The sequence below is a fragment of the Pseudomonas sp. LB3P31 genome (assembly GCF_054897945.1).
In genome coordinates this window covers 2520950-2533652 of sequence record NZ_CM142710.1, presented here as the reverse complement: position 1 = coordinate 2533652, position 12703 = coordinate 2520950, and the positions used below count along the sequence as shown (strand labels likewise).

General features: G+C 61.1%; 9 protein-coding genes. 3 read left to right on the top strand and 6 right to left on the bottom strand.

The window, feature by feature from the left end; all coding sequences use genetic code 11:
* The first annotated feature begins 4 nt into the window (after positions 1-4).
* Positions 5-1738: a PTS fructose-like transporter subunit IIB gene (locus ACYZTK_RS11570; RefSeq protein ID WP_462014560.1), complete on the top strand. Its 1734-nt coding sequence runs from the start codon at positions 5-7 to the stop codon at positions 1736-1738.
* A gap of 105 nt (positions 1739-1843) precedes the next feature.
* On the opposite strand, the gene ACYZTK_RS11565 is transcribed toward ACYZTK_RS11570, so the two are convergent.
* The 3 genes from ACYZTK_RS11565 to ACYZTK_RS11555 all read right to left on the bottom strand — a co-directional run bounded on the left by ACYZTK_RS11565 (position 1844) and on the right by ACYZTK_RS11555 (position 7429).
* Positions 1844-2086, bottom strand: coding sequence for a pyocin S6 family toxin immunity protein (locus ACYZTK_RS11565; protein WP_462014559.1), 243 nt, complete (start codon positions 2084-2086; stop codon positions 1844-1846).
* A 216-nt stretch (positions 2087-2302) separates the two neighbouring features.
* Positions 2303-4831, bottom strand: a complete 2529-nt coding sequence (locus ACYZTK_RS11560; protein WP_462014558.1) for a PepSY domain-containing protein — start codon at positions 4829-4831, stop codon at positions 2303-2305.
* Between the two features lie 255 nt (positions 4832-5086).
* The gene (locus tag ACYZTK_RS11555; RefSeq protein ID WP_462014557.1) at positions 5087-7429 is read right to left on the bottom strand and encodes a TonB-dependent receptor; all 2343 of its coding nucleotides are present in this window, start codon (positions 7427-7429) and stop codon (positions 5087-5089) included.
* Positions 7430-7636: 207 nt separating this feature from the next.
* On the opposite strand from ACYZTK_RS11555, the gene ACYZTK_RS11550 reads away from it, so the two are divergent.
* Positions 7637-8317: a Fe2+-dependent dioxygenase gene (locus ACYZTK_RS11550; protein WP_462014556.1), complete on the top strand. Its 681-nt coding sequence runs from the start codon at positions 7637-7639 to the stop codon at positions 8315-8317.
* A complete protein-coding gene (locus tag ACYZTK_RS11545) occupies positions 8314-9075 on the top strand; it encodes a tetratricopeptide repeat protein (RefSeq protein ID WP_462014555.1) in 762 nt (253 codons plus the stop codon). Before ACYZTK_RS11550 ends, ACYZTK_RS11545 begins: the two co-directional genes overlap by 4 nt.
* Before the next feature lie 171 nt (positions 9076-9246).
* Here ACYZTK_RS11545 and ACYZTK_RS11540 read toward each other — a convergent pair whose 3' ends face one another.
* From ACYZTK_RS11540 to ACYZTK_RS11530, 3 genes are all read right to left on the bottom strand, one after another.
* Entirely contained in the window at positions 9247-10410 is a 1164-nt protein-coding gene (locus tag ACYZTK_RS11540) for a type III PLP-dependent enzyme (RefSeq protein ID WP_462014554.1), read from the bottom strand.
* 484 nt (positions 10411-10894) lie between these two features.
* Positions 10895-12052, bottom strand: a complete 1158-nt coding sequence (locus tag ACYZTK_RS11535; RefSeq protein WP_462014553.1) for an osmoprotectant ABC transporter ATP-binding protein OsmV — start codon at positions 12050-12052, stop codon at positions 10895-10897.
* Positions 12049-12702, bottom strand: coding sequence for an ABC transporter permease (locus ACYZTK_RS11530; protein ID WP_462014552.1), 654 nt, complete (start codon positions 12700-12702; stop codon positions 12049-12051). Before ACYZTK_RS11530 ends, ACYZTK_RS11535 begins: the two co-directional genes overlap by 4 nt.
* Between the last annotated feature and the right edge of the window lies 1 nt (position 12703).

Below are 12703 nucleotides of genomic sequence, written 5' to 3'. Positions count from 1 at the left end.
TGTCATGAAGTTAGCCATTGTTACGGCCTGCCCCAACGGCATGGTCACCAGTGTGCTGTGCGCGCGCCTGCTGGATGCGGCAGCGCAGCGCCAGGGCTGGAGCACCAGCGTCGAGGTGACCGATGCGGCGCACCCTGAGCGTCAATTGTCAGCGGCCACTCTTGAGTCGGCCGAATGGGTATTGCTGGTCACCAGCGCACCTGTGGACATGTCGCGATTCATCGGTAAGCGCGTATTCCAGAGCACGCCGGCCCAGGCCCTGCAGGATGTTGAAGCAGTGCTGCGCAAAGGCGCAGATGAGGCGCAGATATACGTGGCGCCCGACGCCGTCGCCGAGCCGCTGACCGCCGGCCAGAAGACTCCAAGACTGGTGGCGATTACCGCCTGCCCGACAGGAGTCGCCCACACCTTTATGGCCGCCGAAGCCTTGCAGCAAGCGGCCAAGCGCCTGGGCTACGACCTGCAAGTCGAAACCCAGGGTTCGGTCGGCGCGCGCAATCCGCTGAGCGCTGACGCGATCGCCGAGGCCGATGTGGTGTTGTTGGCCTGCGACATCGAGGTTGCTACGGAGCGATTTGCCGGGAAGAAAATCTACCGTTGCGGCACCGGTATCGCCTTGAAGCAAGCCGAGGCGACGCTGAACAAAGCCTTGGCCGACGGCAAGCAGGAAAGCGCCGCCAGCGGTAGCCAGGGCCCGGTGAAACAGGAGAAGACCGGCGTCTACAAGCACTTGCTGACCGGCGTGTCGTTCATGCTGCCGATGGTGGTGGCGGGTGGTCTGATGATTGCCCTGTCGTTCGTGTTCGGCATCACCGCGTTCAAGGAAGAGGGCACCCTGGCGGCTGCCCTGATGCAGATTGGCGGCGACACGGCCTTCAAACTGATGGTGCCGCTGTTGGCGGGTTACATTGCCTACTCGATCGCCGACCGCCCGGGCCTCGCGCCGGGGATGATCGGCGGCATGCTGGCGAGCACCCTGGGTGCCGGTTTCATCGGCGGGATCATTGCCGGTTTCATCGCCGGCTACGCGGCCCAGGCGATCAACCGCTATGCGCGCTTGCCGCAGAGTCTCGAAGCGCTTAAACCGATCCTGATCATTCCTTTGCTGGCCAGCCTGTTCACCGGCCTGGTGATGATCTACGTGGTTGGCAAACCGGTGGCAGGGATGCTCGAAGGGCTCACGCACTTCCTCGACAGCATGGGCACCACCAACGCGATCCTGCTGGGCGTATTGCTCGGTGGAATGATGTGCGTCGACCTCGGCGGGCCGATCAACAAGGCAGCCTATGCGTTCTCGGTGGGCCTGTTGGCGTCGCAGAGTTATGCACCCATGGCCGCGACCATGGCCGCCGGCATGGTGCCGCCGATCGGGCTGGGCATCGCTACCTTCATCGCCCGGCGCAAGTTTGCCCAGACCGAGCGGGAGGCGGGTAAAGCGGCGTTGGTATTGGGGTTGTGCTTCATTTCCGAAGGCGCCATTCCGTTCGCCGCCAAGGACCCGCTACGGGTGATCCCAGCGAGCATCGCCGGCGGTGCGTTGACCGGTGCGTTGTCGATGTACTTCGGCTGCAAGCTGATGGCGCCGCACGGTGGGTTGTTTGTGCTGGCGATTCCGAACGCGATCAATCATGCGTTGCTGTATCTGCTGGCGATCGTGGCGGGGAGCTTGGTGACCGCGGTGACGTATGCGCTGCTCAAAAGGCCGGAAGCAGTCGAGCTGGCGCTGGAACCCGTGTAGGAGCAAGGCTTGCCCGCGATGCAGGCGCCTCGGTGTGGCAGTGACACCGAGGTGATGCCATCGCCAGCAAGCCGGCTCCTACAGGTCGGTGTTCGAGTGCCAGGCTTACATGTAGCTGCTGATATGCAATATCAGGTTCTTGGGTAATCTGAACATCAATAGACCCTCTATCGCCCTGATTTGCCCGGCAGTTAGAGGGTGGCTGCCCATGGCTTGCTCTTCTTCACGCCAACCCATGATCGGCATCAGGATATGCGCAGTAACAGTCGCTGGCAGACCGATCTCGTATTCGGCCCGGTCACTGTCCGGGTCTATCCCGTAGATCTGAAACTTCAAATCGTATTTCATGGTTCACCCTTCGTAGTTTTGAGGGTTCTCAAACTACCTGGGTCGCACAGGCGTTGGCGTTAGGACGTTTCCCCAATACCGCGGTGAAATTTCCGATTGCTGGGCAGGATGCTCGCGATGGCGGCGGAGCAATCAACCTATGGGTTGAATGTCATACCGTCATCGCGAGCAAGCTTTGCTCCCACAGTGAATATTCAACCTGTGCTTTTTTGGATTTCAATAAACATCCCGGCGATAGCGGCCTTGCTCGATCAGCTTGTCGACCGCTTCAATTCCGAGCACTTCGTTGAGCACGTGATCCACGCCCGACGCCATGCCCTGCAGGCTGCCGCAGATGTAAATTACCGCGCCATCGGCCAGCCACTGCTTCAATAGATCCGCCGATTCCCGCAGCCGGTCCTGCACATAGATCTTCTCAGCCTGGTCCCGCGAGAACGCCAGGTCCAGGCGCTCCAGATCCCCCGACACCAGCCATTCCTGCAGCTCGTCGCGACAGAGGAAATCCTGCTCGCGGTTGCGCTCGCCAAACAGCAGCCAATGCCGCTGTTGACCATCGGCAATCCGCGCCTTGAGCAAACTGCGCAGCCCGGCCAGGCCGGTGCCGTTGCCCAGCAGAATCATCGGCAGCGGCTCGCTCGGCAGATGGAAACTGCTGTTGCTCCGCACCCGCAGGCTGATGGTGCCCCCCACCGGCGCATGCTCGGTCAACCAGCCGGAGCCAACGCCCAGGCTGCCGTCCGCATGCACTTCCTGGCGCACGATCAGTTCGAGCACGCCATCGGCGGCGATCGAAGCGATGGAGTATTCGCGCATGGCCAGCGGCACCAGCGCATCCGCCAGCGCCTGGGCGTGCAGGCCGACCAGATGCGCGCGGTTCTCCGGCAGTTGGCGACTGGCCAGGGCTTGCTCCAGGGTTTGCGTCAGGCCGTCGAGTGTCACGCTGGCCCGGCCGTCAATGCCCAGACCATCGAGGAAATGCTCGATGGCCCATGGGCAGTTGCGCGGCAGCACTTCCACCAGGTCACCGGCCAGCCAGCCGCTGGCAGTGGGGGCGGTCAGGCCCAAAAGGTAAACTGGCGCGCCGCTGCTGTCCGGGTTCATCAGTTCGCGGCGGGTCAGCGTCCAGTTGTCGTAGCTGGGCGCTTGCCAGGTGTCCAGGGGCGCCTGTCCGGTCAGCTGGCCGAGTTGCTGCTGCCAGTGACGCAAGGCGTAGGGGTCGCCGCTATCGACTTCCACCGGCGCGAACAGGGTCTTGCCGCCGTGTTCGCCCAACCAGCTGTGCAAGCGTCGAGCGAAGCCGCAGAAGTGTTGATACTGCCGATCGCCCAGGCCCAGCACTGCATAATTGAGGCTTTCCAGGCTCATGGCGCGACCCAGCACCTTGCGCTCGAAACCCCGGGCGCTGTCCGGTGCTTCGCCGTCGCCAAAGGTGCTGACCACAAACAAGGCGTTGTGCGAGTCCTGCAGGTCCTGTTCGCTGACACTGGCCAGCGGCTGAACCTTCACCGGCAAGCCGGCCGCCTGCAATTGGCCGGCAGTCTGCCAGGCCAATTGCTCGGCAAAGCCGCTCTGGCTGGCGAAGCCGATCAGCCAGGCCGGCGCATCAACCAGCGGTTGGGCCAGGCCTTTACGCGCGTCGCGGATCTGCTTCTTCTTGCGCCGACGATCGAGGTACAGCAGCCAGCCGGTGACGAAGAACAGCGGCATGGTCAGCGCGCTGATGGTCAGGATCACCCGCCCGACAATGCCGAAATAGCTGCCGACGTGCAGTGCATAAATGCTGGTCAGCAGCTGCGCCTTGAGGCTCTTGTCGCTGTAGCGGTCGTGCCGCTTGACGATGCCGGTGGCTGGATCAAGGGTGATCTGGTTAAGGGCGCGGTTGTGGGGTGAAGTGTTCAGCAGGTAGAACACGGTCGCCGGTTGGCCGGCCACTGGCGGCATGCGGATGTTGTAGGCGCTCAGTGCCGGACCTGCGGAACTGTAGATGCTGCTCCAGATTGCCGCGTAATCGGCGGTCGGTGCCGGACCGCTCGGCGCAGGGGCGCGTCCGCCGCGCACGCGCTCGTTTTGCGGTGAGTCGGAAAGCAGGCGCGTCAGGCCCTTGTTGTACCACTCGTAGGACCACGACAAACCGGTGAGTGCCGCCAGGAGATAGAACACCAGGCACCAGGTGCCGGCGACCGAGTGCAGGTCCCAGTTGAAGCTGCGGCCCTTTTTCTTCCAGTCCAGGGTCAGCCAGGCGCGCCAGCTTTTCCACTGGCGCGGCCAGCGCAGATAAAGGCCGGACAGGCAGAAAAACACCAGGATCAGCGTGCAGGCTCCGGTGATCTGGCGGCCGGTATCCCCCATCGCCAGGAAGCGGTGCAGTTGCAGCATCAGGCCGAAGAAGTCCTGACCACTGGCGTCGCCCATGAACTCGGCGGTGTACGGGTCGAAGTAGCGCATCTCGCCGCGACGTTCGCCAGGCTTGGGCGTGAAGAACACTTTGGCCGCCGCACCGCTGTCGGTCTCGACGCTGAGCATCGAGACTTTCTTGCCGGACGCGGCTTCGATGCGCTCCACCAGTTCGGCCGGCGGCAGGACGCCGGCGACCTGCTTCTCGACCTGCAGCACCGACGGGTTCAGCGCGCTCAGGATCTCGTCCTGGAACGACACCGTTGCCCCGGTGATGCCCATGAGGGCAAGGACCAGCCCGGCGCTGATGCCGAAAAACCAGTGCAGCTGGAACAGGGTTTTCTTCAACACGTCGCTCGCCTTGTTCGTTCGAAAATAATCATCACGGCGCGCATTATGCCGTGGGTTGACGGGATGCCTGGGCTATTACGCACAAAAGCCCCGTTCATCTGGATGAACGGGGCCAATCCCTGATCTCAGCTTCCACCACACATTCCCTGTGGGAGCGGGCTTGCTCGCGAAAGCGGTGTGTCAGCTACAGTTGCGACTGACCCACCGCCTTCGCGAGCAAGCCCGCTCCCACAAGGGGATTGCGGTGACTTCCTATCAGAAGTGGAAGTTAGTGCTCAACAACGCCGTACGGCCCGCCGCCTGGTTGGCGAAGTGGGTCGAGAAAGCTTTGTCGTAGTAGGTTTCGTCTGTCAGGTTCTGCACGTTCAATTGCAAGTCGACGTTTTTGGTCAGCTTGTAGGCCACCATCGCGTCGTAGCGCACATAATCATCGACCATGGTGGTGTTGGCTGCGCTGCCGAACACGTCGTCGACGTAGAACGCACCGCCACCGACAGTCAGCTTCGGCGTGACCTGGTAGGTGGTCCAGAGGCTGGCGCTGTTCTTCGGCGTGTTAGGCAGTTCGTTGCCGTTGTTGGCGCGGTTGGCCGGCAGGTCACCACCGTCAACCTGCTCGCTGTCCATGTAGGCGTACCCAGCGAAGACTTGCCATTTTTCGGTGATCTTGCCGGTGGCCGACAGTTCGATACCTTGCACGCGAGTCTTGCCGACGTTTTCATAAGACGTGGTGTTCACTTGCACGCGAGCGTTGTCTTTCTCGGTGCGGAAGATGTCGGCGGTCAGGGACAGGCGATCGTTCAGCAGGTCCCACTTGGTACCGATTTCGTAGTTCTTGGTGGTTTCCGGCTCCATGTCGCTGCTCAGCAGGTTGCCGGTCCGATCTGGCGTGCCACCCAGCGGGTTGCCTTCCTGGCCTTCGCCCAAGGTGTTGCCCGGTGGCGTCGCGGACGTAGCGTACGAGGCATAGATGCTGCCGTTTTCAGCCGGCTTGTAGACCACGCCGAACTGACCGGTGACGAACTCGCTGGTGTCCTTGCCTTTGGAGGCATTGCCATTGGTCACGACAGTCGCGCCGGCAGCGTCGTAGGTCTTGTACTTGGTGTCGAAGTGGTCGTAGCGCAGGCCCATGTTCACCAGCCATTGCGAAGACAATTCCAGGGTGTCGAACACGTACAGTGCGCGGGTGGTGCTGGAGGTGTCGGTGCCAGCGTAGTTACGCGCGATCGAACCGTTCCACGGATCACTCGGGTCCGGGTTCGACAGCGAGGTGCAGTTGTAGCCGCTTGGCGCGCCGATCAGCGCAGGGCTGCAGTTGGTAGTCGCTGCGGCGGTGCCCGGAGTGGTATCGGTGTTGACGGTGTACGAGGATTTCTGGCTCTTTTCGTGGCTCAACTCGATACCAGTCGCAAAGCTGTTCTTGAATCCAGCGATATACACGTCACCAAACAGATCAGTCTGGTTGGTGGTGGTATCAGTGTTGCTGACACGAGTGTTGGCCCGACGCCAGACGCTGCCGTTGTTGACGTTGCCCTTGGAGTCGTCCGGCTGGGTCAGGATGTAATCCTGCATGCTGCTGCCGTGGCGCAGGGTGTTCTTGACGGTCAGCGCATCGGTCAGGTCGTGCTCGATGGCGATGGTCGCGGTGTCGGTGCGGCCCTTGCGGAAGTCGCGACCGTCCAGGCCGTAGAAGTTGCTGCTGCGGCCACCGTCGTCCGGCGTGTCCGGGTTGGACTTGGTGCGCGCGGCAGAACCGGCAACCGGAATGCTGTACGGAATACCCGAGTCCGGGGTGTCATTGCTTTCCAGATGGTAGTAATCAAGGTTGACGCGGGTGTCGGTGCCCAGGCCGAACGCCACGGACGGCGCGATGCCCCAGCGGTCGTAGTCGACGCTGTCACGGCCGGCGACGTTGCTTTCGTGGCTCATCAGGTTCAGACGGCCAGCGGCGGTGTCGGTGAACTGGTAGTTGCCGTCGAAGGTGTAGCGCTGGGTCTGGTCCGAGCCCCAAGTGAAACCACCGTCGAGCGAGTCGCCCAGGTGCGCTTTCTTGCTCACCAGGTTGATGCTGCCACCAGCAGCGCCACGGCCGCCAATGGCCGAGTTCGGGCCCTTGCTGACTTCAATCGACTCGACCGCGAAGATCTCGCGGCTCTGCGAGCCGGTGTCCCGCACGCCGTCCAGGTACGTATCGCCCTGGGCATCGAAGCCGCGGATGAACGGACGGTCGCCCTGTGGGTTGCCGCCTTCACCGGCACCGAAGGTGATGCCTGGGACGGTGCGCAGCGCGTCCTGCATGTTCAGGGCGCCGGTGTCCTTGAGGACCTGTTGCGGGATGACGGTGATCGAGCGCGGAGTGTCGACCAGCGGCGCGGTGTACTTGGGCGAGGAGGCTTTTTCGACGTTGTAGGTCGTTGCGTCCTGGGCTTCGCCGGTAATGGCGGTGGCGTCCAGGGAAATCGCATTGGATGGCGATTTTGCGTCGGTTTTCTCTGCAGCGAAAACCATTTGGCCAGCGGAGCCGGCGGTGATTGCCACGCCAATTGCAGACGCGAGCAAACGCGGTGAACTGACAGGTAATTGTGGTTGTTGGCGTGACATTGAAATTCCCCTCCCCAAGGATTTGAGGTCGCGGAATATAGGGTAAACAGTTATTCGTATCAATTGCGAAACATTACTATTCGCACTGAATTTACATTCTTTACAATTTGACCTTACGGTTTTTGCTGTTTCATTCGTCACGAGGGTTTTACACAGGCAATAAGAATCAATACCATTGGCATCCTCTTGCCTTCAGGTATTGCCCCCATGTTGCTGCACATTCCCGGCGTGTTCGCGAAAGAAGAAGTGCAGCGCATCCGTGAGGCTCTGGAGCAGGCTGATTGGGCAGACGGCAAGATCACCGCTGGCTATCAGTCAGCCAAGGCCAAGCACAATCTGCAGCTGCCGGAAGGCCATCCGCTGGCCAAGGAAATCGGTGCGGCGATGCTGGAAAGGCTGTGGAAAAATCCGCAGTTCATGTCCGCCGCTTTGCCGCACAAGGTGTTTCCGCCACTGCTCAATTGCTACACGGCCGGCGGCAGTTTCGACTTCCACATCGACAACGCCGTGCGCCAGCCGCAGAACAGCATCGAGCGGGTGCGCACTGACCTGTCGGCCACGCTGTTTTTCAGCGAGCCCGAGGACTATGACGGCGGCGAGCTGGAGATCCAGGACACCTTCGGCACCCAGCGGGTGAAATTGCCGGCAGGTGACATGGTTCTGTACCCCGGCACCAGCCTGCACAAGGTCAACGCCGTCACCCGCGGGACGCGTTTTGCCTCGTTCTTCTGGACCCAAAGCCTGGTGCGTGAGGACAGCCAGCGCGCGCTGCTGTTCGAGATGGACGGGGCGCTCCGCCAGCTGACCCAGGACCTGCCCGACCACCCTTCACTGATCCGCCTGACCGGCACCTATCACAACCTGCTGCGCCGCTGGGTCGAGGTATGACTTTTCAACTGCGCCGCGAGGAAGTCCTCGACGGTGATCGGCTCAAGGCCATGCTCGACGAAAGCCCGGCGCGCGCAGCTCAGGCGATCCTGATCGCGGCCCGGGAAAACCTGCTCGACGCCCAGGCGTTACTGGGGCAGATCCTGCTGGACGGGCAGGGCATCGAGCAGGATCAACCGCTGGCCCTGCGCTGGTTCGAGATCGCTGCCCGGCGCGGTCACCTGATGGCGCGCAACATGCTAGGGCGTTGTCATGAGCATGGTTGGGGTTGTAGTGCCGATGCTTCGGTTGCGGCCAGCCATTATCGAATCGCGGCGGAAGCAGGCCTCGATTGGGCCATGTACAACTACGCCAATCTGCGGGCGACCGGGCGCGGAGTGATGGAGGATCAAGCGCAGGCGTTGGAGCTATATCACCGCGCCGCCGGGCTTGGGCATGCGAAATCGATGAACCTGTTGGGTCGTTATCTGGAAGAGGGGCAGCATTGCCCAATGGATCCGCAGGCGGCGCGTGACTGGTATCGACGTTCGGCAGTTGGCGGGGATTTTCGCGGGCAGTTCAGCTACGCCGCCGTGCTGGCGGATGAGGGCGATGTCGGGGAAGCGCTGGAGTGGTTGCGTGAGGCATTGGCTGGTGGGAATCTGAATTTCCTGCGGGTGGCGAGCAGGACGTTATCGAGCGCCACCGATCCGCAAATCCGCGCCCTGGCCACCGAGTACGCCCAACGCCAGTCCGAACTGGAACGCGAATCCCTGTAATCGCTGGCGCTGCGCAATTCCCCCGTAGGAGCTGCCGAAGGCTGCGATCTTTTGATCTTGCCCTTGAAAAACAAGATCAAAAGATCGCAGCCTGCGGCAGCTCCTACAGGGATTGCGTTTCAAAAAAAACCCATGACGTGTCATGGGCTTTTTGTTTTGCGCGACTACCGCTTACACGTAATACGATTTCAGCGGCGGGAAGCCATTGAATTCCACCGCGCTGTAGCTGGTGGTGTAGGCACCGGTCGACAGCCAGTACATGCGATCACCGATCGCCAGGTTCAGCGGCAGGCCGTATTTGTAGTTCTCGTACATGATGTCGGCGCTGTCGCAAGTCGGGCCGGCGATGACCACTTCTTCCATCTCGCCTTTCTTCTCGGTCCAGATCGGAAACTTGATGGCTTCGTCCATGGTTTCGATCAGGCCGGAGAACTTGCCCACGTCCGTGTATACCCAGCGCTCGACCGCGGTGCGGGATTTGCGCGCAACCAGCACCACTTCGCTGACCAGGATGCCGGCGTTGGCGATCAGCGAACGGCCTGGCTCCAGGATGATTTCCGGCAGGTCGTCACCGAAGTCTTCCTTGAGGAAGCGGATGATTTCTTCAGCGTAGGTTTCCAGGCTGTTGGTGCGGGTGATGTAGTTGGCCGGGAAGCCACCGCCCATGTTGATCAGCTTGAGCACGATGCCGTCTTCTTCTTTCAGGCGCTCGAAGATCACTTTGACCTTGGCGATCGCCGCGTCCCACACGCTGATGTCGCGCTGTTGCGAGCCGACGTGGAAGGAAATGCCGTAAGGCACCAGGCCCAGGTCACGGGCCAGGATCAGCAGGTCCATGGCCATGTCGGTCTGGCAGCCGAATTTGCGCGACAAAGGCCAGTCAGCCGTGGTCGAGCCTTCGGTGAGGATGCGCACGTAAACCTTCGAGCCCGGCGCAGCCTTGGCGATGTTGCGCAGGTCGGCTTCAGAGTCGGTGGAGAACAGGCGCACGCCTTTCTCGTAGAAATAACGAATGTCTTTGGATTTCTTGATGGTGTTGCCGTAGCTGATACGGTCGGCGCTGACGCCGCGGTCCATCACCTTGTCCAGCTCGTAGATGGAGGCGATGTCGAAGCTCGAACCCTTGTCTTTCAACAGGTCGATGATCTCGACGGCCGGGTTGGCTTTTACCGCGTAATAGACTTTGGCGAACTCGAAACCGGCGCGCAGGTCATCGTAGGCCTTGCTGATCATCGCGGTGTCGATCACCACGAACGGGGTTTCTTGCTTGTCGGCGAACGCCTTCATTTTGTCAAAAGTGGCGCGCTCGAAATAATCTTCGACGTTGATCGACATGCTGGAGACTCCTAAGGGCAAACTTGATTGGTCAATGGGTGTAAATGAACGTCCTCCGTATCCCCACTTTGGTTCGCCTACTTCCCAAGGCATGTCGCCGAAAGCAAAAAGGCCATGGGAGGCGGTGCTTCCCTTGGCCTTGCTGTCTCGTCGTCAGTACTTGAGCCGGATGGATCGTTTCCAGCATGGACGTTCGGCGCGAACTTTAGGGCGTGAGGGGCTCGAGATCAACAAAAAATGTCGCGTTTTTGCACGCTTCCGTCGTGCGGTCCTGATGGGTTACTGATGTAACCGACCTGCATGACAATGTGATGTTCCCCTGGCGGGGAGATTTGAGGTGTTTCAAGCGGGAACTGTGGTGCCCCCAATCGCGAGCAGGCTCGCTCCCACAGAGGATTTGTGCTGATGCACAGTTTGCATGCACATCACAGATCCAATGTGGGAGCGAGCCTGCTCCGGGCGGCGCTCCGACGATGACGTCAGATCAGGCCAACGCAGTTTCCGCAGGCGAAACAATGCTGGTCTTGCCCCCACGAGACTTGCCGGAGCTCAGGTATTCGGCAATCGATTCCTGAGTCACTTCACCCAGGAACACCCGCTCGGCGTCCATCACCGGCAACCACGAGCGGTTGAACTCGTACATGCGCGACAACAGGATGCGCAAATGCTCGTCGAACGCCGCCGTGGCGTTGAACTCGCGCAGGTATTGCGCGCAAGTACCGGCCTGGCGGTGCAGGTCGCGACGGCGGACATAACCGAGCGCCTTGTTCTCACCGTCAGTGACCACGACATAGCGACGGTCGTGTTCGTCCATCAGCTCCAGGGCGTCGGCCACTGGGGTTTCCGGGCTGACCGATGGCGCGTTGTCGGCCGCGTCTTCGGCCTTCACCAGCAACAGGCGCTTGAGCGTACTATCCTGGCCGACGAAGTTGCTGACAAAGTCATCCGCCGGGTGCGCCAGCAGGGTGTCCGGATGGTCGATCTGCAACAGTTTGCCGGCACGGAAGATCGCAATCTTGTCGCCCAGTTTGATCGCCTCATCGATGTCATGGCTGACCATGATCACGGTCTTGTTCAGCGCCCGCTGCATCTCGAAGAACTCGTTCTGGATCATCTCGCGGTTGATCGGGTCGACCGCACCGAACGGTTCGTCCATCAACAGCAACGGTGCATCCGCCGCCAAGGCACGAATCACCCCGATCCGCTGTTGCTGGCCACCCGACAGTTCACGCGGGTAGCGAGTCAGGTACTGCTTGGGCTCAAGCTTGATCATGCTCATCAACTCGCGGGCGCGGTCGTGGCATTTCTTTTTGTCCCAGCCCAGCAGGCGCGGGACGATGGTGATGTTTTCCTCGATGGTCATGTTCGGGAACAGGCCGATCTGCTGGATCACATACCCGATGTTGCGTCGCAGGGTCACGGCGTCAAGGTCGGTGGTGTCTTCGCCGTTGATCAGGATCTTGCCGGAGGTCGGCTTGATCAGGCGGTTGATCATCTTCAGCGTGGTGCTTTTGCCGCAGCCCGATGGCCCGAGGAACACGCAGATTTCGCCTTCATTGACGGTCAGGCTCACCGAGTCCACGGCTTTGACGTCTTTGCCGTTGCTTTGGAAGGTCTTGCTGAGGTTTTGAAGTTCGATCATTTGAGCAGTCCTTTTGGAGTCAGCGTGCGTTGCAGCCATTGCAGAAGCAGGTCGGCGAAGATGGCCAGGAGACTGACCAGCACGGCGCCAACGATCAGCATCGACATATCGCTGCGGCTGATTGAAGCGAGAATAAGTACACCCAGGCCGCCGGCACCGATGGTGGCGGCGATGGTCATGACACCAATGTTCATCACCACGGCGGTGCGCACCCCGGCGAGGATCACCGGTACCGCGATCGGCAGTTCGACCATGCGCAGGCGCTGGCCGAAGGTCATGCCGATGCCGCGGGCGGCTTCGCGAATACCGGGTTCGACGCCGGTGAGGGCGAGGTAGGTGTTACGCATGATCGGCAGCAGCGAGTACAGGAACACTGCGGTGATCGCCGGCATCGGCCCCAGGCCCTGGCCGAATTTCGAGTAGAACGGCAGCAGCAGGCCGAACAGTGCAATCGATGGCACGGTCAGCAGCACCGTGGCACTGGCCTGCAGCGGGCCGGCCAGCGACGGGAAGCGCGTCATCAGGATGCCCAGCGGCACACCGGCCAGGATCGCCAGGGTCACGGCAATGCCGACCAGGGTGATGTGCTGCCAGGTCAGGTGTAAAACCTGCGCCCAGTCGAGATGGGAAAAGGCGTTCAGAAATTCCATG

Excerpts from the sequence above, each read along its gene's own strand:
- ACYZTK_RS11550 (WP_462014556.1), top strand. The coding sequence starts at position 7,637 with ATGTTGCTGCACATTCCCGGCGTGTTCGCGAAAGAAGAAGTGCAGCGC.
- ACYZTK_RS11555 (WP_462014557.1), bottom strand. The coding sequence starts at position 7,429 with ATGTCACGCCAACAACCACAATTACCTGTCAGTTCACCGCGTTTGCTC.
- ACYZTK_RS11545 (WP_462014555.1), top strand. The coding sequence starts at position 8,314 with ATGACTTTTCAACTGCGCCGCGAGGAAGTCCTCGACGGTGATCGGCTC.
- ACYZTK_RS11570 (WP_462014560.1), top strand. The coding sequence starts at position 5 with ATGAAGTTAGCCATTGTTACGGCCTGCCCCAACGGCATGGTCACCAGT.
- ACYZTK_RS11530 (WP_462014552.1), bottom strand. The coding sequence starts at position 12,702 with ATGGAATTTCTGAACGCCTTTTCCCATCTCGACTGGGCGCAGGTTTTA.
- ACYZTK_RS11540 (WP_462014554.1), bottom strand. The coding sequence starts at position 10,410 with ATGTCGATCAACGTCGAAGATTATTTCGAGCGCGCCACTTTTGACAAA.
- ACYZTK_RS11535 (WP_462014553.1), bottom strand. The coding sequence starts at position 12,052 with ATGATCGAACTTCAAAACCTCAGCAAGACCTTCCAAAGCAACGGCAAA.
- ACYZTK_RS11565 (WP_462014559.1), bottom strand. The coding sequence starts at position 2,086 with ATGAAATACGATTTGAAGTTTCAGATCTACGGGATAGACCCGGACAGT.